Origin of the sequence: Limnobacter sp. SAORIC-580, from assembly GCF_013004065.1 — a bacterium.
In the GTDB taxonomy this organism is placed as follows: domain Bacteria; phylum Pseudomonadota; class Gammaproteobacteria; order Burkholderiales; family Burkholderiaceae_B; genus Limnobacter; species Limnobacter profundi.
In genome coordinates this window covers 2,458,906-2,478,856 of record NZ_CP053084.1, presented here as the reverse complement: position 1 = coordinate 2,478,856, position 19,951 = coordinate 2,458,906, and the positions used below count along the sequence as shown (strand labels likewise).

Genomic DNA, 19,951 nt, shown 5'->3' with positions numbered 1-19,951 from the left:
TAAAGCCTGAATCCCACGAGGCCATTTGAATGAGTACTGTGTTTGAAACCAAGCTGACTTCCCTGCCTTTGCTGCACCGCGGCAAAGTTCGGGAAAATTTCTCTGTTGGCGACGACAAAATGTTGATTGTGGCCAGCGACCGCCTGTCTGCATTCGATGTCATTCTGGATCAACCCATTCCCGAAAAAGGCATGGTGCTTACCCAGATGGCTCAGTTCTGGTTCGACATTCTGGCTGACGTAGTGCCCAATCACCTCACCGGCATTGCTCCCGAAACAGTGGTGTCGGCTGAAGAAGCACCCCAGATCAAGGGCCGCTCCATGGTGGTTAAAAAGCTGAAAGCTTTGCCAATCGAGGCCGTGGTGCGTGGTTACCTGATCGGTTCTGGCTGGAAAGACTACCAGGCCACAGGTGCGGTGTGCGGCATCAAATTACCCCCAGGCATGCAAATGGCTGCCAAGCTGGACGAGCCTATTTTTACGCCAGCCACCAAGGCAGCCATGGGTGAACACGACGAAAATATTGATTTCGACACCATGAGCGATGTTGTTGGCCGTGACCTTGCCCAACAAATTCGCGATGTATCGATTGCCTTGTACACCAAGGCCAGCGATTACGCAGCCCGCCAGGGCATTATTATTGCGGACACCAAATTTGAATTTGGTCTCGACGAAAACGGTGCCCTCACCTTGATGGACGAGGTATTGACCGCAGATTCCTCCCGATTTTGGCCGGCAGACCAGTACCAGGTGGGCATTTCCCCACCTTCGTATGACAAACAATTCGTACGCGATTACCTGGAAAGCGTTCCAGGCTGGAACAAAAAAGCACCAGCGCCTACACTGCCACAAGACATCATCGACAAAACGGCGGGTAAATATCGCCAGGCCTATGAAATTTTGACTGGCCGCCTTTGGATTGGATAAGCACATGACCGAAGCCATACACATGCACACCTCCGACCATCCCAAAGTGGGTGTGGTCATGGGTTCGTCTTCCGACTGGGAAGTGATGAAAAACGCCGTACAGGTGCTGCGCGATTTTGGTGTGGACTATGAAGCCCGTGTGGTTTCAGCCCACCGCATGCCCGATGAAATGTTTGCCTACGCTGAAACAGCAGCCACCCGCGGCATCCAGGTGATTATTGCCGGTGCAGGCGGTGCAGCACACCTGCCCGGCATGTTGGCAGCCAAAACCATTGTGCCGGTCATGGGGGTGCCAGTGCCCTCCAAGTACCTGCGCGGCGAAGATTCTCTGTTGTCGATTGTGCAAATGCCCAAAGGCATTCCGGTGCACACCTTCGCCATTGGGGAGGCGGGTGCGGCCAATGCTGCTTTGGGTGCGGTCGCCATTTTGGCCTTGACCGACACGGAATTGAATCAGAAATTGCAGGATTTTCGTGTGAGCCAGTCCAATGTGGCCCGCGAAATGGAACTGCCCCCTTTGCGTTGATTTTTAAGCCAAACACATGAGCAAGATTGAATTCAAAACAGCCAAACCTGGCCAGTGGCTGGGCCTGTTGGGTGGTGGTCAGTTGGGCCGTATGTTCTGCATGGCAGCACAAAGCATGGGGTATCGCGTGCTGGTGCTAGACCCCGTCGCCAACGGCCCTGCCGGTTCTGTCGCTGATGACCAAGTGCTTGCCGATTACATGGACGATCAGGGTTTGGCCAAGTTGGCCCAGCGCTGCGTGGGGGTAACCACTGAATTTGAAAATGTGCCCGCCTTGGCACTGGATACGCTTTCCAAAAGCATTCCTGTCAGCCCATCTGCTTTCTCGGTCGGTGTGGCGCAAAACCGCATTGAAGAAAAAGCCTACATCACAGGTTGTGGCGTGCCTGTTGCACCCCATGCGGCCATTCGCAGCATGGCCGATATTACCGATGATCTTGAGAACCTGCTGCCGGGTATCGTGAAAACGGCCCGTTTGGGTTACGACGGCAAGGGTCAGGTTCGTGTGAAAACGCTGGACGAGGTGCGCAAGGCATTCGCCGATTTGAATGAAGTGGAATGTGTGCTTGAAAAGCGCCTCACTTTGCAAAAAGAAATGTCGGTGATTGTGGCCCGAGACCACAAAGGTGAGTGCGCAACTTTTCCGGTGGCTGAAAATCATCACCGCAAGGGCATATTGGCCACCACCATTGTGCCTGCCCGTATTGATGACGCCATGGCTGCCCAAGCCCGCGCCAATGCCATTTCAATTGCTGGTGCCCTTGATTACGTGGGTGTACTTTGCGTCGAGTTTTTCGTAGTGGATGAATTGGGCCTCGTGGTCAATGAAATTGCACCGCGTCCCCACAACAGCGGGCACTATTCAATTGATGCCTGTGTTACCTGCCAATTTGAACAACAGGCTCGCGTGCTTGCAGGGCTGCCATTGGGCGACACTCGCCAGCACAGTCCTGCCGTCATGGTGAACCTGCTGGGCGACCTTTGGTATGGCGAAGATGGCAGCGTGCGTGAACCTGCCTGGGAAAAAGTATTGGCCATTCCCGAAGTGAAGCTGCACCTGTATGGCAAAGAACAAGCCCGGGTAGGGCGCAAGATGGGCCATATCACGGTGATTGCAGAAACCCTTGACCGTGCCCTGGCGGTTGCTCAAGAAGTTAGAGACATTCTGGGCATTGGCGATGACGACGACTGATTCCGGCCGGCCTCACATGCATGCTGAATTGCTCGTCCCCTCTGCGAGCAACATCAAGCGATGCGCTCAGGCGCTTCAGAGCGGCGAGTTGGTCGCTTTTCCAACCGAAACCGTGTTTGGCCTGGGTGCGGCTGTTTCTCAGCTGGGCGCCATTGAAGGCATCTTCAAGGCCAAGGGGCGACCCTCAGAACACCCCCTGATTGCCCACGTGGCCCCCGGTGCAGAATTAACAGGCTGGGTGGCTGAACTTACCCTCACCATGCAAAAGTTGATGAATGCGTTCTGGCCTGGCCCGCTCACTTTGGTTGTCCCCAAGGGCGAGCGCATGCCTTTTGAAGTGACTGGCGGGCAAAATTCTGTGGGGATTCGCTGCCCTTCCCACCCGGTTGCGATTGAACTGCTAAAAGCCACTGGGGTGCCGGTGGCAGCACCTTCGGCCAACCGCTTTGGCAAAGTCAGCCCCACACGTGCAAGCCACGTGCTGGCCGAGCTTGGCGACCGAATTCCGTTTATTCTGGATGGCGATGTGCCTGAGGTAGGTATTGAATCGACCATTGTTTCATTGCTGGATGACCAGCCCGCCATACTGCGGCCTGGTGCCATTACGGCTGCGCAAATAGAAGCGGTGCTGGGCGTGGCTGTGAAAAGTCACGGTGAGGTATCCAAAACTCCAAACGCCAATCCGCGGGTTTCCGGTGCGCTTGAAAAACACTACAGCCCTGATGCCAAGGTGTGGGTGCTGCAGGCCAGCGAATTGGCTGCCTTGCAGTTGCAGAATAAAACCTTGTGTGTGGGCTGGACCGATGAATTCCTGGCGCAGGCTGACGCGCTGCGAGAAAAGTGCGGGGAAGTGCTGGTTGAAGCCTTGAGTGACAAACCTGGCGAAGTCGCCAAGGCGCTGTATGCCACATTGCGTCAGGCTGACGAATTGGCTTGCAGGCAAGTATTATTTGAAAAACCTGGGCAAACCCCGGATTGGGAAGCGGTCAATGATCGCTTGAAACGCGCTTCCGCCTGAGTTGCCACGCTGCTTGGTTTAATTACATTTGCTGGGTTGGAATGTGCCCGCGCTGCTCGGCAATCACATTGTTGTCATCCACAAACACCAGCTTGGGCTGGAATGTTTTGCACTCCTGATCATCCAGCGTGCCATAGGCCGCAATAATTACCAAGTCACCCTTTTGAGCACGGCGTGCAGCCGCACCATTCAGGGAAATCATGCCGCTTCCGCGCTCGCCCTTGATGGCATAAGTTGAAAAACGCTCGCCATTGTCGATCACGTAAATGTCGATGCGCTGAAATTCAATAATGCCCGACGCTTCGAGAAGGTTTTCATCAATCGCGCAAGAACCTTCATAGTGCAGTTCGCAGTGGGTTACTTTGGCTCGGTGAATTTTTCCGAGCAACATCTCACGATGCATTAGTCAATCTCCAGATTGTCGATCAGGCGGGTTTGACCCAGCTTGGCCGCGGCCAGTATAACCAGCGGCGTTTGATCGGACAGGTTTTCATCGGTGGGGCGTTGCAGGTCTGCTTGCCTGCGTACCTCAAAATAATCGGGCTTCCAGCCACGGTTCGCCAGTGTGTCGGCGCAAATGCGCTCCAATTGTACCAACTGGTCCAAATTCGGGCGACCCGATTTTACCCGATTCGAGAGATCATTCAAAAGTTGATACAAAAACGGCGCTTCGGCACGGTCCTGTTCATTCAGGTAACGGTTGCGCGAAGAAAGGGCCAGACCATCCTCGGCCCGTACCGTGGGGGCTGCAATAATTTCAATCGGCATGGCCAGCTGGGCCACCAAGCGCCGAATAATCATTAACTGCTGGTAGTCTTTTTTGCCAAAAACTGCCACTTTGGGCTGCACGCAATTAAACAGCTTGGTTACTACTGTGCTGACACCTTCAAAAAAACCGGGGCGAAATTCACCTTCCAGTGTGCCACCCAGGTCATCGGGCGGCTTTACACGGTAATCCTGTGGCTCGGGGTACAGGTCGCGCTCGGTGGGCGCAAACATCACATACACCTGTTCTTTTTCCAGTTTTTCCGCGTCTTCCTGCATGGTGCGCGGGTACTTGTCGAAATCCTCATTGGGGCCAAACTGCAAACGGTTCACAAACACGCTCGCGACCACGGGGTCACCGTGTTTGGCAGCAATTCGCATCAGGGACATGTGGCCCTCGTGCAAATTGCCCATGGTGGGCACAAAAGCCACCCGGTTTTGGCCACGCAGTTGATCTCGCAGCTCGGAAATTGAAGAAATCTGTCTCATCAAATACTCAGAATGTATGTTCTGCTGTGGGAAAGGTTCTGTCTTTCACCGCAGACACATAGGCCTGCACGGCAGCTTGAATCGAGGGCTGATTATCCATGAAATTGCGCACAAACTTCGGTTTTTTGCCCGGAAAAACATTCAACATGTCGTGTAGCACCAAAACTTGTCCGTCACAATCAACCCCGGCACCAATGCCGATGGTGGGTACCGTCAGGCTTTTGGAAATGTCCGCTGCAAGTTTGCCCGGAATCAGTTCAAACAGCACCATTTGGGCGCCAGCCTCTTGCATGGCCTTGGCATTGGTTTTCAGTATTTTCGCGGCTTTGGCATCGCGGCCCTGCACGCGATAACCACCCAGCGCACTGACCGATTGCGGCGTCAGGCCCAAATGGGCACACACAGGAATGTCGCGTGTGGTCAGGTATTCAACGGTCGGGGCCAGCCATGCAGTGCCTTCGAGTTTCACCATGTTCGCGCCTGCTGCCATCAGCCTGGCGGCATTGCGGTAGGCCTGCTCCACGCTTTCCTGGTAGCTGCCAAACGGCATGTCGGCCACCACAAATGCATTCTTGTTGCCAGCGGCTACACAACGTGTGTGGTACTCCATCATGTCCATGGTCACAGGCAGGGTGCTGGGCATGCCAGCCAGTACCATGCCCAAAGAGTCGCCAATCAACAAAACATCCACGCCGCTTGCATCGAGCACGCTGGCAAAGCACGCGTCGTAGCAGGTCAGCATGGCGATTTTTTCCTGATTTTTTTTCATCTCAAGCAACGCGGGCAAGGTAACAGCCTTGCGGGTGCTGTTGGCAGCGGCTTGGGGTTGTGCGCTCATGGTGTGCTCTCTTGTGGGGTGTGTCTTACTCAGACCAGTTGAAAAACTCGCGTCGACCTTTCATCCCGTCAATCTGGTTTAACAACAAATCAAAATCTTCGGAATGATCAACCGGGTTTAAATGCTCGGTGTTCACAATCAACAAGGGTGCGTCGTCGTAGTGGTAAAAAAACCGGCTGTATGCATCGCTTAACTGGGACAAATACGCCTCGGTGATGTTCACCTCATAGGGCGTTGCGCGTTTTTGCACCCGTTCAATGAGTGCTTGCGGCGAAGCTTGCAGGTAAATCACCAAATCCGGCACGCTGGTTTGTGGGCTTTGGTGTTGATAAATTTGCTGGTAAAGCTTCAGCTCTTCTTCATCCAGCGTCAGGCTGGCAAACATGCGGTCTTTTTCCAGCAGGAAGTCGCTGACCACCATGTTTTCGAAAAAATCCCGTTGGGTCAAATCCCGCAGCTGCCCAATGCGCTGAAACAAAAAAAACAACTGGGTGGGCAGGGCGTAACGGGCGGGTTCTTGGTAAAACTTCTCAAGAAAGGGATTGTCTTCAGGCTTCTCGAGCAACAGCTCTGCCTGAAATCGCTGGGCGATCAGTCGGGCCAGCGAGGTTTTTCCCACGCCGATTGGGCCTTCAATCACGATGTGGCGATACTTTTGTAACAACAAGTTTTACTCTCCGGTGGGTGGCTTGCGCGCGGCCTCAGTGTAGCGCAGGGGTGAGGCTGGTATTGGAAAAAAAGTTCAAATTGCTTTGACGATCTGGTCCAGCGTGCCTGGCAAATGGTTTCTCGCCGGGCCCAGGCCCGGGATCTCAATTTCTGGGTTTAACTGCAACAGCGGCTCCAGTACAAAGCGCCGCAGGTGCATGCGTGGGTGGGGCACTGTCAGTTGTGAAGTATTAACGGTTTCCTGACCAAACAGGAGCACATCAACGTCGATGGGACGTGGGGCATTGCGCGTGGTACGAACCCGCCCCAATTGTGACTCAATGGCCATACATGTATGTAATAGTTGTTCGGCATTGCCTTGCCACATCAATTCCAGCACGGAGTTCACGTAGTTCGGGCCTGTGGCATCCACCGGGGCGCTCTCAAAACGCAGAGATTCCCGCACCGCCTTTGCGCAAGAATGGGCTCGGAAATAGTCAATTACTTCATCGAACAAGGCCATGGGATGCCCCAAGTTGCCACCCAAACCCAGGTAGCACAGGGTGTGGCTCAGCGTAGGGTTCAATTGAAGACTCACCTCGGCGCTCACTCGCCTTGTTGCTCCTGTCCCGCAGGGCTTGCACCTTGTGCACTTGTGCCTGATTTGGGTTTTCTGCGACGTCGTTTTTTCTTGGCTGCTCCATCAGTACCCGCGGGTGTTCCACGCAGCGCGTCCAGCATATTCTGGCGGTTATTCACATCGCCATCGCTGAACTCCCGCCACCATTCAGCCAATTCAACATCGGCGTCTATGTCGCCCACCATTGCACGCAATTCATAGAAGTCCAGTGACGCCCGAAATTTTTGCTGCTCTAGCATGCGAAACGGTGCTTTGCCTGCGCGTTTTTCGAAACGCGGTTGAAATGCCCAAATTTCACGCATGTCACCAGTCAGGCGACGGGGAATAGCTGTACGCTCGGCCTGTTCGGCCAGCACATCGTCCATTGCAGCGAAAAGGGCCGGGAATTTCAGTTCCCCCTGTTCAAGTTTTTTCTCCCAGTTTTCCAGCACCAAATGCCACAACAGGCAGGCAAACAGAAAGCCGGGGCTGAGTGGCTTGCCTTCTTTGACACGTTTGTCGGTGCGGGCCAAAGCCTCCGTCAAAAAGGGTTCACCGCGTTGGTGCTCCAGAATTGCATCGAGCAAGGGAAATACACCATGATGTAATCCAGCTTCCCGCAAACCTTTCAAGCAGGCCATGGCCGAGCCGCTCATCAGCAGCTTCAGCATTTCATCAAACAGCCGCGAGGCAGGCACATTGCGCAGCAAGTCAGACAACTCGGCGATGGGCGCGTAGGTGGCTGGTTCAATCTCGAAATTCAGTTTGGCTGCAAAACGCACCACACGCAGCATTCGAACCGGGTCTTCGCGGTAGCGCAGGCTTGGCTCTCCAATCATGCGTAGCACGCGCGCGCGCAGGTCTTCCATGCCATGGTGGTAGTCCCACACGGTTTCCGTGCTGGGGTCGTAGTACATGGCGTTCACGGTGAAGTCGCGCCTTGAGGCGTCTTCGTCTTGCCGCCCGAATTCATTGTCGCGCAGCACCCTGCCATGCTCATCTTTCTCGTTGCTTGCACTGGCCAGGGCTCTGAAGGTTGATGTTTCAATGGTTTCAGGGCCAAACATCACGTGCACAATTTGAAAGCGCCTGCCAATGACCCGTGCGCGGCGAAACAGTCTTTGGGTTTGTTCAGGGCTTGCGTCAGTGGCCACGTCGAAGTCTTTGGGACGCATGCCCAAGAGCAAATCGCGCACGGCACCGCCCACAACAAATGCTTTGTAACCCTTGCTTTGCAAGGTTTCGCACACGCGGATCGCATTGTGGCTAACCAGGCGGCGATCAATTTTGTGCTCGGCCACACCCCACACCTTGGGTTTGTGCACGCCGTAGCTTGCTTTCACTTTCTTGGGTGTCCCCAGGTTCAAGTGCGCAGCTGGCCCCGGGGTTTCACGCCCCAGCGTGGCCGGCTTGGAAAACATCCGTTTAAACAGTTTCTTGATCATTTGAACAACTCAAGGACAGGCCAGCCGCGTGTTTGTGCAATTTCAGCCAGTTTGTTGTCGGGGTTTGCTGCAACTGGGTGGCTTACGCATTCCAGAAGGGGCAGGTCATTGATGGAGTCGCTGTAAAAGTAACTGCTCTCAAAGCTGCTCAAAGTCCAGTTCTTCGCGGCCAACCAGTCGTTCAGCCTTGTCACTTTGCCCTCCCTGAAACTGGGCACACCAGTGACCTTGCCAGTGTATTCACCATCGACCAATTCGGGCTCGGTTGCGATCAGGGCTTCAATACCGAATGCCTGTGCAATTGGTTGGGTAATAAAGCTGTTGGTGGCCGTAATGATCACGCACACGGCATTGTCCGCCTGGTGCTGTTTTACCAGCTCAATGGCGCTTGGTTTCAAGTTGGGTCGAATGACTTCAGCCATGAACTCATTGTGCCAAACCGCCAGTTGTGCACGTTTGTTGTCGCGCAGCGGGCGCAATTGAAAGTCCAGAAACTCGTCGATGTTCAGCGTGCCTGCTTTGTAGTCCGCAAAAAACTGATCGTTTCTCGCTTCAAACTCGGCCCGGTCCAGCACACCTTTGTTGATGAGGAATTGCGACCAGCCATGGTCGGAGTCAATGGGCAACAGGGTGTTGTCCAGGTCAAACAGTGCGAGTTTCATATTCTCGAATTACCAGACTTTCTCGTCGTTTCATCCAGTGGCGCAGCAAATTCACGCTCACTGGTTTTTGTTGTTCAAGGGAAAAGCGATCCAGCCCGTCCATCACCGCCATCAGCGAGCCCATGTCACGCTGGAAATAGCGAAGTGCGTACTCAATGACCTCTTCACTTAACTGCAGGCCCCGCGATTTCGCCATGGCTTGCAGTGCCGCATGTTTTTCCTGATCGCTCAACGGGTGCACGCGCAAGCACAAGCCAGCTTCAATGCGTGTGCGCAAGTCATCACGCAGTTTCAGTTCGGTGGTGGGGTGCTCACCCGCCAACACGATTTTACCGGGTTTGTTCTCGGCCATGCTTGAATTGAACGCATTGAACAATTGCACCTGGGAGTACGGGGTCAGGCGGTCAATGTTGTCGATCACCAAGGCCTGTTCGCCGGGCTTGAACACAAAGCGATTGCCGCCGGCAATTACATTTACTCCCAGTTGGCTGGCCACGCCCCGCAGCAAATGACTTTTTCCGCAACCTGAAGGTCCGTAGATGTACACAAACGGACTGGTTCCCTTCATTTGGATCAGTTCTCGCAGTTCATACACAAGCTGCCCATTCTGCCCAACCAGAAAGTTGGACAGTGTCGGCCTGGGGGGCGTGAACACATCGAGAAGCAACTGTTGCATGGGCATTGCCAAAGCGGGGGGAATCGAGCAGCCCCCAATAATACCCTTGAATGACACTTTTTACGCCCTGTCTCGGTTAAAATACACCGACTCGCGCTTGTGGCCACAAACCTGAAGCAAGCAACCCAGCACCACAATTTTTCGGACCGAATTTCAATGAATTCTCCCTTGACCTACAAAGACGCCGGCGTTGACATGCAAGCCGGTGATGATCTGGTTGATGCAATCAAACCCATGGCAAAGCGCACCATGCGCCCAGGTGTGCTGGCTGGTATTGGCGGTTTTGGCGCCATGTTCGAAGTACCCAAAGGGTACAAAGAACCCGTGCTCGTCTCCGGCACCGATGGTGTGGGTACCAAGTTGCGTCTGGCCTTTGAGTGGAACATTCACAACACCGTGGGTATTGATTTGGTGGCCATGAGTGCCAACGATATTTTGGTTCAAGGCGCAGAGCCCCTTTATTTTCTCGATTACTTTGCATGCGGCAAACTGGACGTTAAAACAGCCGCAAGTGTAGTAGGCGGTATTGCCTATGGTTGTGAACAAGCGGGTTGCGCGCTCATTGGTGGCGAAACCGCCGAAATGCCCGGCATGTATCCCGACGGTGAATATGACTTGGCTGGTTTTGCGGTAGGCATTGTTGAAAAATCCGAAATTCTGGATGCCAGCAAAGTGAAGGCCGGCGATGTTATTTTGGGCCTCGCGTCCAATGGCATTCACTCCAATGGTTTTTCGTTGGTGCGCAAAATTCTGGAACGTGCCCAACCCGATTTAAACCAGCTTTGCGATGGCATGCCCTTGCGCGAGGCCATCATGGCCCCAACGCGGATGTATGTGAAGCCTGTGCTTGAGTTGATCAAGAAGGTGCCGGTTCATGCGCTGGCCCACATCACTGGTGGTGGTTTGGTCGAAAACATTCCACGTGTGTTGCCCGACAATTTGGTGGCTGAGCTTGACCGTGGTACCTGGCCAGAAACGGATTTGTTCAAGTGGTTGCAGCAAAACGGTCAAGTGCCGTTTGATGAAATGAACCGCGTGTTCAACTGTGGCATTGGCATGGTTGTGGTGCTGCCGGCAGAACAAGCCAAGGCTGCAATGGATTTGTTAAGCGCAGCGGGTGAAAAGGTGTATCAAGTGGGCGTGGTACGCCCGCGTGTTGAGGGCGAAGCACACACCATTGTTCGACCTGCAAAATAAGTGTTCACCGATTAATCAAGCCGGGATAAAGCCCAGTCGATGTGTTCCATCAGGAATGCATCGGCGCTTGAGCGCATTTCGAGCAGCGCCTCACGCATGCCAACAACACCCACACTATTGCCTGCGGCCACTGCCAAATTTCTTCTAAACCGCTTGTAGCCAATCCGGCGAATGGCGCTGCCCTCGGTTATTCTTAAAAACTCCTGCTCAGTCCAGCGCATCATGGCAAACCAGTCGGGTTTTTCAAACTCGGCGCGCGGATTGAAGTCAGCGTATTGCGCAGGCTTGGCGAACTTGTTCCACGGGCATGCCAATTGGCAGTCGTCGCAACCATAAATTCGGGTGCCCACGAGTGGGCGAAGTTCAAGGGGTATTTCGCTGTCGTGCTCAATGGTCAAATACGAAATGCAACGCCGGGCATCCACCTGGTAGGGTTTCACAATTGCGCGGGTAGGGCAGGCTGTGATGCAGCTGGTACACGTACCACAGTGGTTCTTGCCAAATTCACCACTCAGCGGCAAAGGCATGTTCGTGAACACTTCACCCAGAAAAAACAGCGAACCTTCATCGGGATGAATCAATAATGTGTGTTTACCACGCCAGCCCAAACCCGCCTTGCGGGCAATCTCCACTTCGGCTGTGGGCGCACTGTCCACTGCTACACGAAATCCGAATCCGCCTACCTCGGAATTCACAGCATCGGCGAACCGTTTCAGGCGCTGGCGTATCACCTTGTGATAATCGCGACCGCGCGCATACAAACTCACATAGGGTTTGTTGTGGGCTTCGATTTCCATCAGGGTTTTCTCGGTGAATGTCGTCGCATCAGGCTGGTTCAGCGTTGTTTCAGGTACGTAAGGCACACGCAGTGATACGATTCGAATCGCACCGGGAAACAGGGTGTCTGCATTTAGGCGTTTCAGTCCGTGGCGCTCCATGTAGGCCATCTCGCCGTGCATGCCCTGGTTTAGCCAGGCTTGCAAATGTGGTTCACAGGCTTGCAAGTGGGTGTCGCTGACACCCATGCAGCCCAACCCCTGCGCTTTGGCCACACGTTGTAACAATGCCCAGTTCTCTTGTTCTTGATGAGCCTGCATGAAAACTTATACCTGCCATTTACCCGATGACGCCGCAACCCACAGTGTAGGGGAAAAGCTGGCCAAACTTGCGCAAGCACCGCTTCGCATCTACCTTTCCGGCCCTTTGGGCGCAGGTAAAACAGCATTGGTGCGCGCGTTTTTGCGGGCTTTGGGCGTGCAGGGTGCGGTTAAAAGTCCCAGCTATGCGTTGGTAGAACCTTACAATTTCTCGAATTATTCTGTGTATCACTTTGATTTTTATCGATTCTTCGATCAGAATGAGTGGGAAGAATCCGGTTTTCGTGATTACTTTGAGGAAAATGCCATTTGTTTGGTCGAATGGCCCGAGAAGGCTGGCGGCCTGCTTCCTCAAGCGGATATCGAAATTCACCTGAGTTATCACCAACACGCGAACCCTGAAACAACAGGGCGACACATCGAGGTGAGGGCCCTGTCGCCAGACGGGCAGTATTTGGTAAAACAACTGAACGAACAACAATAGCCTATGAATTCGCGTCGCGACTTGTTGAAAACCGTTGGGGCAGGAATGCTTCTGAAACTAATGCCTGTGGGCGCTTTTGCTGCTGACCAGGTGAAGTTTGTGGATGTGCGCCTGTGGCCCGCAGATGAATACACACGGGTAACGCTAGAGCACGCAGGCGCGATCAAGTACAAACACTTCCTGATTGAGAATCCCTGGCGCATGGTGATCGATTTGCTTGACATGCGACTCGACAACACCCTGAAAGACCTCACCAGTCGCCTGCATCCCGAAGACCCTTATGTGCAACAAATTCGTGTCGGGCAATACGATGCGAACACCGTGCGACTGGTGTTCGATCTGAAAGCAGAAGTCAAACCAGAAATTTTCACGATTGATCCAATTGCCGAGTATCAAAATCGATTTGTCGTTGATTTTTATCCCAAGAATCCGGCAGATCCTTTGCTGGCTTTGCTGAAAAAGTCTGAAGACCCGGCCATGCGGGAAGATGAGATTTCCCGTGCTTTGCGTTTGGCCGAATCAGAAACAAACGGCACTTTAAAGCTGGAAGGTGTGGCGCCAGAAAAAGGTGCCAGCAGAACCGAAGTCGCCAAGGCACAGCCCAATGCACCCGTTGAGAAGAAGCCGGCACCAGAGCTGAGACGAATGATCACGGTTGCCATCGATCCTGGCCATGGCGGTGAAGACCCCGGTGCGGTTGGCAAAGGGGGCACCTACGAGAAAAATGTGGTGTTGGCCATCAGCAAAAAACTGAAGGCAGAAATTGACAAAATGCCGGGCATGCGGGCCATGTTGACTCGCAACGGTGACTTTTTTGTGCCTTTGAATACACGTGTGCAAAAGGCCCGCAGCGTGAATGCTGACCTGTTTGTGTCTGTGCATGCAGATGCCTTCATTCGTCCCACTGCGGGCGGATCGTCGGTGTATGTTCTATCCGAACGAGGTGCTACCAGCACTGCCGCGAAGTGGATCGCCAACAAGGAGAATGCCTCTGATTTAATCGGTGGGGTCAATATCAAAGGCACCGATTCGCAACTGGCCCGCGTACTGCTCGATTTGTCGACCACCGCTCAAATCAATGACAGCTTGAAGTTGGGCGATGCGGTTCTCGGTAACCTGGGTAAGGTGAATCGATTGCACAAGCCGCGTGTGGAACAGGCGGGGTTTGCCGTACTGAAGGCGCCTGATATTCCCTCCATCCTCATTGAAACAGCCTTCATCAGCAACCCGGATGAAGAGAAAAAACTGGCCAACCCGGCCCATCAACAAGAATTGGCTGAAGCGATCGCCAAGGGTATTGCAAATTACTTCGCCAAGAACCCTCCTGTTGCCCGCACTCCCCTAACCTAAACCGGGCGCGCTGCCACTTATAATAAGTGGATGAGCCACCGCCCGATATCCCTGTTGCCCGACGTATTGATCAGCCAAATTGCCGCAGGCGAAGTGGTTGATCGTCCGGCGTCGGTTGTCAAAGAACTGCTGGAGAATGCCTTGGACGCTGGTGCGTCTGAGATCACCATTCGCATCGATGGTGGCGGTATTCAACGAATTTGCATTCAGGACAACGGCAAAGGCATACCGAAAGACGAACTCGAGTTGGCGGTTACACGCCATGCCACTTCAAAAATTCAATCGCTGAGTGAACTTGAAAGTGTGATGAGCCTTGGCTTTCGAGGAGAGGCTTTGGCCTCCATTGCTTCGGTAAGTCAGTTTGCGCTGAGCAGTTATCCGAAAGGTCAGGAATGCGCATACAGCATCAGTAACCAAAGTGGGCGGTGGCTTGTCGAGCCCTCATCGGCAAGCCCTGGTACCACAGTCGATGTGCAATCGCTTTACTTCAGCACACCCGCGCGCCGCAAGTTTCTGAAAACAGAGCAAACTGAGTTTTTTCAGTGTCTGGACGTCGTTAAACGCATGGCGTTGGCCAACCCCTTGGTCACTTGGTTGGTGTATCGCGATGGCAAATTACAAAGCCGTTTTCAGGAAAGCAGCTGGAGTGCTCGAGTCTTCAGCATTCTCGAAACCATGGCCAATGGCGCTTCCAAGCCAATTGACGTCCAAACTGCCGATATGCAATTGCATGGTGCGGTTGGCCTGCCCGACGCGGCCCGCGGAAAAGGCGATATGCAGTTTTTCTACGTCAATGGCCGCTTTGTGAAAGACAAACTGATTGGGCACGCGGTCCGGTCAGCCTATGAAGATGTGCTTCATGGCGACAAATTTCCGGCCTTTGTGCTTTTTTTGAATTTGCCAGCCAACGAGGTAGACGTGAACGTGCACCCCGCAAAAACCGAGGTGCGATTCCGAAACGCGCGGGCAGTGCATCAATGGGTGCGTCAATCGATTCAGGCCTGTCTGGCTCCTTCCAGGGCTGTCGCTCCTCTCAGTGATTCGTCCGCAAGTGTTGAGGTTGGGGCACCTTCTGTAACGCCCTCAGTGTCGGGCAACGGCAATGTGTGGAGGGCGTCCAGCGCTTCATCGCCAGTGGTTCAGGTTCAGGCAAAAAGTGCAGCGCTTCCTTTCCTGCGGGAGGAGCTTGCCGATTATATTCAAGCCTATCGGCCGATTGAATCCGCGCCGCGCCCCACTGCAATTACACCGCGACCCTTGGTGCAAGAAAGCTGGCCAAGCCAAGCGGCCGATCATGCCGAATTGTCGGAGTATTTGGGACAGGCGATTGCGCAGGTACACGGCATTTACATTCTCGCTTTGCGTCCCGATGGCATGGTGGTGGTCGATATGCATGCAGCCCATGAGCGTGTGCTCTATGAGCAGTTCAAGAATGCGCTGGACAATCAGCAAACCATTTCTTCTCAAGAGTTATTGGTGCCCTTGTTGGTGCAAATTGATCCGCGCCTGGCCAGTGAAGTCGACAATGGTCAGCACCTTTGGGAAAAACTGGGTTTTCGCTTGAGTCTCATTTCAACTCAGGAAATCGCGGTGCGCGCCGTGCCCACCATGTTGGCGGGTCAGGATTTGTCTGCATTGCTGCAACAGTGGCTTGAAGACTTGCACCAGTACGGCGTGGCGCATGTGCTTGAACGCCAGCGCAATGAATGGCTGGCTGGCTTGGCCTGCCACACCGCAGTGCGTGCAAACAGAAAGCTCACCGTTACTGAAATGAATGCGTTGTTGCGTTCCATGGAGCGCACCGAACGGTCGGATCAATGCAACCATGGCAGGCCCACATGGCGTCATTTCAGTTTGTCTGAAATGGACAAGTGGTTTTTGCGCGGCCAATAGAGCAAGGGGGGACCGTGAATCACGTGAGCATTGGCGCTATTCCCGCCCTGGCTGTGCTCGGGCCCACGGCATCCGGCAAGTCTGCCTTGGGCTTGTGGATGGCCGAACAGGGGTTTCCGATAGAAATTATCAGCCTCGACTCGGCACTGGTGTTTCGGGACATGAACATCGGCACCGCCAAACCCACCCCACAAGAACTGGCTTTGGTGCCGCACCACTTAATCGATATCATCACACCAAGCGACACTTTCAGCGCCGCTGAATTTGTCGTTCAATGCCATGCACTAATTGCGGATATCCGTGCGCGAGGCAAAGTGCCTGTTATTTTGGGCGGCACAATGATGTATTACAAAACACTGGTCAGCGGCATGGACGACCTTCCTGCCGCCAATGCTGAAATTCGCCAAGCCATAGAACAACAGGCCCTGGAGCAGGGCTGGCCCGCCATTCACGCCCGCCTTGCCGAAGTAGACCCCGTTACAGCCCAGCGCTTAAAGCCCAATGACTCCCAGCGTTTGCAGCGCGCGCTGGAGGTTTTTCAAATTACCGGCCAGCCACTTTCAAGCTTTCATCAGCGGGATCAGCAGGCCGATTTGCAAATTCCCACCCTGGCTATCGAACCCTCTGACCGGTCTGTATTGCACAAGCGCATTGAGTCGCGTTTTCTGAACATGCTGGAGCAGGGCCTTGTTGAGGAGGTCATCGAGCTTCGTCACAATTACGTATTGGATGACAGCATGCCTTCGATGCGTTGTGTGGGGTACAGGCAAGTGTGGGAGCATTTGCACGGCCATTGCACTCGGCAGGAAATGATAGACCGGGGTGTTGCTGCCACACGCCAATTGGCCAAACGGCAAATTACCTGGCTGCGTTCAACGTCCAACAAAGAAGTGGTTGACCCGCTGCAGTCAAATTGGCTTCAATCCGTGAAACCCTGGATACAAAATCAGATCGAGGCTTTGTTGCCTTGACGGCTCGTCGCGGCTGTTTCTTGCCAACCTGGCATGGATTGCCTGTGTTGCACTGGACTGGTTTATTGGGAACTGAGCTTGAAGGGTCGCCGTTCGTTGCCGTTATTTGCTCAACTCGGCATGGGTTAGCTGTGTCGGACTGGACTGGTTTTTTGAGAGCTGAGCTTGCAGGGTCACCGCTGCCCGAAAACTTGGCATTTCGGCTTGTCGGCTTGATCCTGTGCTAAGCCAAGCCCTCCAAAAGTAACGGTCGGGTCTTGGCTTTCGCGCCAGGGCGCGATCGTTAGTCTCTGCGCGCCAAGCCGGCAAGTTTTCTGACTGGTCATCGTGTGACCCATTGCAAGTTCAGCTCCCCAGTCGGCGGCGGTGTTTCGATCGCCTTGCCTTCAAGAAAACCTGCCCTTGCGTGCCGAGCAGGGCCGGTGTCGCCCAGTATGGGTGACAGAGAACGGACCCGACCCGCAGTTTAGGAGGGCCGTTCTCAGGCATCGCGAGGCTCAGCAAGGGACCAACAGGTTTTCTGGCGAGAGATCGGAACCCAAGCCGATTGGGCGGTCAACGAGCGCCAAGAGACCGGAACCCAAGCCGATTGGGCGATGAACCAGCACCGAGAGACCGGAACCCAAGCCAAGCGGGCCCAACAAACAAGCTGGATTACAGGGGAAAACGCTGCGCCAGCGCAAACACCAAAGGCAAGGTTATAGCAGCCCCCACCGTCGACATCGAAATGAGACAAGCCACCAGTGGTGCATTTCCGCCCATGCGCGCTGCCAGAATATAGGCACTCGATGCAGAGGGGATGGCAGAGAACACCAGCAGCACCATGGTCTGTTCTTGCCCAAGCCCGGTGAAGTGAGAGTAAAGAACCGCCACCAAAGGTGACACCAACAGTTTCACAAACAACCACCAAACCGACACCGGCCAATTGCCTTTCAAGCCGGAGAATACCAAGCCCGCCCCCACTGCAAGCAGGCCCAGCGACACCGCTGCTTGTGCCAATCGCTCTAGAGTCAGCATGACTGGTTCAGGCACCTGCACGCCCACCAATTTCGCTGCAATCCCAAGGCAGGTCCCAATAATCAGCGGATTTTTCAGAATGTCTACAAACGCGCTCAAACGACCGCCTTTGCTCATGGTGCCCACGGCCAATACATTGCACAGCGGCACACCCAGCGCCAGCAAAATGGCGATATTGGCCACTGCCGATTGGCCACCCAAGCGGCTGGCCAAAGCCAGACCAATGTAGGAGTTAAACCGGTACGCCGTTTGCAAGCCTGATGCAAAGTCCACGCGCCCCATATTACTGAAGAGCAATCCTAACCAACCCAACACAAACGCCGTGAATATGACGGCAGGTCCACCCAGGGCGAAGGCTCCAACTGTGTTCAGGTCAAAATTGCTCGACACCACCGAGAAAAAAAGCAGGCATGGAAACAACACAAAGTAAACCAGTTTTTCTATGGTGACCCAGGCGGCAGGCGCCATCCAGAAGCGGCGCAGCAGGTAGCCTAGGGCGATAATTGCGAAATCAGGGAAAAGAAGTAGTGGGGACAATTGTTTGCGTGTGGTGTTTGGTCATTGAGCCAATAAAAAACCCACCCGAAGGTGGGTTTTGTTCATGCCGTACCTGTTTTAAACAGAGAACGAAGAGCCGCAGCCGCATGTAGTGGTCGCATTTGGGTTCTTGATCACGAACTGCGCGCCGTTGATGTCTTCTTTGTAATCAATTTCGGCACCAGTCAAGTACTGGTAGCTCATGGAGTCGATCAACAAAGTCACGCCGCCTTTGTCCAAGGCCGTGTCGTCTTCATTCACGTCTTCATCGAAAGTAAAACCGTACTGGAAACCGGAGCAGCCGCCACCTTGCACGAATACGCGCAGTTTCAGGTTGGGGTTGCCTTCTTCATTGATCAGATCTCGCACTTTGGCTGCGGCTGAGTCAGTGAAAACCAATACGCTGGGTTGTTCTGTAGTTACGTCCATCTTGTCCTGCCTTTTTGCTGGAATTACTTGCTTGAAGCCAAGGCCAGCTTGCCTGGCATCACTTCTTCGCTCTCATGGTGCAAGGTACCGTCTACGACCGCACCTGGATGCATCTCCAATGCCCTATATCTTACGTCACCCGAGACATTTGCGGAAGGGTGCAGCTCCAGAAGCTGATTGGCTTCGATCGGACCTTCAATCAGACCACTGACCACAACATGCCCAACGCGCACGCTGCCTCGTACCTTGCCGGTTTCAGAAATCACCAGCAGTGACTGAGCGCTTTCGTCTGCAATCACATTGCCGTCCACTTCGCCATCAATTCGCAGGCCGCCTTTGAAGCGCAAATCGCCTCTAAGAATCATGTCCGCGCCCACCAGGCTTTGGATTGGCAGCAGCCGCTTTGTATTTTTTTTCGAGAACATGCGTTTAAAACCCCTTCAAAGTTTGATGGTGGACTGCGCGCGAATAGCGCCTGCTTCCAGAATTCTCATTTCAACGCTTTGTAACCTGCTGCCCTCGGGCAGGGAAAACATGCCCGACACCCTAGAAAAACGGGTCAGTTTGATTTTGAACTGGGGGTCTTCGGACGTTTCAGCGTTCGGTAAAACTATGACACTGGATTCCCCTTTGTTCAACACTTTAATCAACACTTGCACATTCAGTGTCACCTCGGGGCGCTGGCTACCTTGAATTACGAGTGCTTTATAGCGATATTGATCCGGAACCGTGTCTTTGTTCACTTGAAGCCGCTTGAGTGAAATGGCACCTTGTAGGCTTCCGGGTATGAATCCTTCAAAGAACGCCAAATCCTCTTTCAATTTCGCATTTTCTGATTCCAGGTTGGTAATCAGCAGGGTCAGTTTGCTGCGGGCCTCTTTGTCCAGTTTTACCAATTCATTGGTACGGGATATCTCGTCTTGAAGTTCTGTTGTTTTCGTTTGAAGTTCAGCCAGTTGCTCATTGAGCACCTCAATTTCCTGGGTCGAAAAAAGTTTTTGAATGGCGTTGTCCGCTGGACCCCACATTGCATAGGCAGCGCAGACTCCCAGAACGGACAGGCCAAGCAGCAGGCCATAAGCGAAAGCAAACCGGGAGGAGCGTTGCACTCCCGGTAACAGGGTTCGACGTGAATGGTGTGTTTTCTTGGGGTTCAAACCGCAAAATCCTTG

The 19,951-nt window shown here is 53.8% G+C and carries 22 protein-coding genes; 9 read left to right on the top strand and 13 right to left on the bottom strand.

Annotation, left to right across the window (positions count from 1 at the left end; genetic code table 11):
- The first annotated feature begins 29 nt into the window (after positions 1-29).
- From HKT17_RS11640 to HKT17_RS11625, 4 genes are read left to right on the top strand one after another with little or no spacing between them, the layout of a single operon-like run.
- On the top strand, positions 30-926 hold the full coding sequence (locus HKT17_RS11640; protein WP_105027055.1) for a phosphoribosylaminoimidazolesuccinocarboxamide synthase: 897 nt from the start codon (positions 30-32) through the stop codon (positions 924-926).
- Between the two features lie 4 nt (positions 927-930).
- A complete protein-coding gene (gene purE / locus HKT17_RS11635) occupies positions 931-1,452 on the top strand; it encodes a 5-(carboxyamino)imidazole ribonucleotide mutase (RefSeq protein ID WP_240965791.1) in 522 nt (173 codons plus the stop codon).
- Positions 1,453-1,468: 16 nt separating this feature from the next.
- On the top strand, positions 1,469-2,644 hold the full coding sequence (locus HKT17_RS11630) for a 5-(carboxyamino)imidazole ribonucleotide synthase (RefSeq protein ID WP_171100238.1): 1,176 nt from the start codon (positions 1,469-1,471) through the stop codon (positions 2,642-2,644).
- Positions 2,631-3,662, top strand: coding sequence for an L-threonylcarbamoyladenylate synthase (locus HKT17_RS11625; RefSeq protein ID WP_240965788.1), 1,032 nt, complete (start codon positions 2,631-2,633; stop codon positions 3,660-3,662). The genes HKT17_RS11630 and HKT17_RS11625 overlap by 14 nt, the downstream gene beginning before the upstream one ends.
- 22 nt (positions 3,663-3,684) lie before the next feature.
- Here the strand turns inward: HKT17_RS11625 and panD are convergent, their stop codons facing one another.
- The 8 genes from panD to HKT17_RS11585 all read right to left on the bottom strand — a co-directional run bounded on the left by panD (position 3,685) and on the right by HKT17_RS11585 (position 9,804).
- On the bottom strand, positions 3,685-4,065 hold the full coding sequence (gene panD, locus HKT17_RS11620) for an aspartate 1-decarboxylase (RefSeq protein WP_008251515.1): 381 nt from the start codon (positions 4,063-4,065) through the stop codon (positions 3,685-3,687).
- Positions 4,065-4,916, bottom strand: coding sequence for a pantoate--beta-alanine ligase (panC, locus tag HKT17_RS11615; RefSeq protein ID WP_171100236.1), 852 nt, complete (start codon positions 4,914-4,916; stop codon positions 4,065-4,067). The genes panD and panC overlap by 1 nt, the downstream gene beginning before the upstream one ends.
- Positions 4,917-4,923: 7 nt before the next feature.
- Positions 4,924-5,754: a 3-methyl-2-oxobutanoate hydroxymethyltransferase gene (gene panB / locus HKT17_RS11610; protein ID WP_171100234.1), complete on the bottom strand. Its 831-nt coding sequence runs from the start codon at positions 5,752-5,754 to the stop codon at positions 4,924-4,926.
- Between the two features lie 25 nt (positions 5,755-5,779).
- Positions 5,780-6,421 carry a deoxynucleoside kinase gene (locus HKT17_RS11605; protein ID WP_171100232.1) on the bottom strand — a complete coding sequence of 214 codons (642 nt, stop codon included), beginning with the start codon at positions 6,419-6,421 and terminating at the stop codon, positions 5,780-5,782.
- A 75-nt stretch (positions 6,422-6,496) separates the two neighbouring features.
- Positions 6,497-7,012, bottom strand: a complete 516-nt coding sequence (gene folK, locus HKT17_RS11600) for a 2-amino-4-hydroxy-6-hydroxymethyldihydropteridine diphosphokinase (protein WP_171100229.1) — start codon at positions 7,010-7,012, stop codon at positions 6,497-6,499.
- Positions 7,009-8,466: a polynucleotide adenylyltransferase PcnB gene (pcnB, locus tag HKT17_RS11595; protein ID WP_171100227.1), complete on the bottom strand. Its 1,458-nt coding sequence runs from the start codon at positions 8,464-8,466 to the stop codon at positions 7,009-7,011. Before pcnB ends, folK begins: the two co-directional genes overlap by 4 nt.
- Positions 8,463-9,128 carry a histidinol-phosphatase gene (locus HKT17_RS11590; RefSeq protein WP_171100224.1) on the bottom strand — a complete coding sequence of 222 codons (666 nt, stop codon included), beginning with the start codon at positions 9,126-9,128 and terminating at the stop codon, positions 8,463-8,465. Before HKT17_RS11590 ends, pcnB begins: the two co-directional genes overlap by 4 nt.
- On the bottom strand, positions 9,109-9,804 hold the full coding sequence (locus tag HKT17_RS11585; protein ID WP_171100222.1) for an HdaA/DnaA family protein: 696 nt from the start codon (positions 9,802-9,804) through the stop codon (positions 9,109-9,111). The genes HKT17_RS11590 and HKT17_RS11585 overlap by 20 nt, the downstream gene beginning before the upstream one ends.
- A 156-nt stretch (positions 9,805-9,960) precedes the next feature.
- Between HKT17_RS11585 and purM the strand changes: the two genes are divergently transcribed.
- A complete protein-coding gene (gene purM / locus HKT17_RS11580) occupies positions 9,961-11,001 on the top strand; it encodes a phosphoribosylformylglycinamidine cyclo-ligase (protein WP_171100221.1) in 1,041 nt (346 codons plus the stop codon).
- 11 nt (positions 11,002-11,012) lie between these two features.
- Here purM and queG read toward each other — a convergent pair whose 3' ends face one another.
- On the bottom strand, positions 11,013-12,098 hold the full coding sequence (gene queG / locus HKT17_RS11575) for a tRNA epoxyqueuosine(34) reductase QueG (RefSeq protein WP_171100218.1): 1,086 nt from the start codon (positions 12,096-12,098) through the stop codon (positions 11,013-11,015).
- On the opposite strand from queG, the gene tsaE reads away from it, so the two are divergent.
- From tsaE to miaA, 4 genes are read left to right on the top strand one after another with little or no spacing between them, the layout of a single operon-like run.
- On the top strand, positions 12,097-12,582 hold the full coding sequence (gene tsaE / locus HKT17_RS11570; protein WP_171100216.1) for a tRNA (adenosine(37)-N6)-threonylcarbamoyltransferase complex ATPase subunit type 1 TsaE: 486 nt from the start codon (positions 12,097-12,099) through the stop codon (positions 12,580-12,582). The genes queG and tsaE overlap by 2 nt on opposite strands.
- A 45-nt stretch (positions 12,583-12,627) precedes the next feature.
- Positions 12,628-13,932 carry an N-acetylmuramoyl-L-alanine amidase gene (locus HKT17_RS11565; protein WP_371815390.1) on the top strand — a complete coding sequence of 435 codons (1,305 nt, stop codon included), beginning with the start codon at positions 12,628-12,630 and terminating at the stop codon, positions 13,930-13,932.
- 30 nt (positions 13,933-13,962) lie between these two features.
- Positions 13,963-15,825, top strand: a complete 1,863-nt coding sequence (gene mutL / locus HKT17_RS11560; RefSeq protein WP_171100212.1) for a DNA mismatch repair endonuclease MutL — start codon at positions 13,963-13,965, stop codon at positions 15,823-15,825.
- A gap of 14 nt (positions 15,826-15,839) precedes the next feature.
- Positions 15,840-16,796 carry a tRNA (adenosine(37)-N6)-dimethylallyltransferase MiaA gene (miaA, locus tag HKT17_RS11555; protein WP_171100210.1) on the top strand — a complete coding sequence of 319 codons (957 nt, stop codon included), beginning with the start codon at positions 15,840-15,842 and terminating at the stop codon, positions 16,794-16,796.
- 654 nt (positions 16,797-17,450) lie between these two features.
- Here the strand turns inward: miaA and HKT17_RS11550 are convergent.
- From HKT17_RS11550 to HKT17_RS11535, 4 genes are all read right to left on the bottom strand, one after another.
- Complete coding sequence (locus tag HKT17_RS11550) at positions 17,451-18,350, bottom strand: AEC family transporter (RefSeq protein WP_171100208.1); 900 nt, start codon at positions 18,348-18,350, stop codon at positions 17,451-17,453.
- Positions 18,351-18,428: 78 nt separating this feature from the next.
- A complete protein-coding gene (erpA, locus tag HKT17_RS11545; protein ID WP_008251471.1) occupies positions 18,429-18,779 on the bottom strand; it encodes an iron-sulfur cluster insertion protein ErpA in 351 nt (116 codons plus the stop codon).
- 23 nt (positions 18,780-18,802) lie between these two features.
- Positions 18,803-19,204 (bottom strand): bactofilin family protein, encoded by a 402-nt coding sequence (locus HKT17_RS11540; RefSeq protein ID WP_105027039.1) that lies wholly within the window; start codon positions 19,202-19,204, stop codon positions 18,803-18,805.
- Between the two features lie 15 nt (positions 19,205-19,219).
- Positions 19,220-19,936 (bottom strand): DUF6776 family protein, encoded by a 717-nt coding sequence (locus tag HKT17_RS11535; protein WP_146106536.1) that lies wholly within the window; start codon positions 19,934-19,936, stop codon positions 19,220-19,222.
- Between the last annotated feature and the right edge of the window lie 15 nt (positions 19,937-19,951).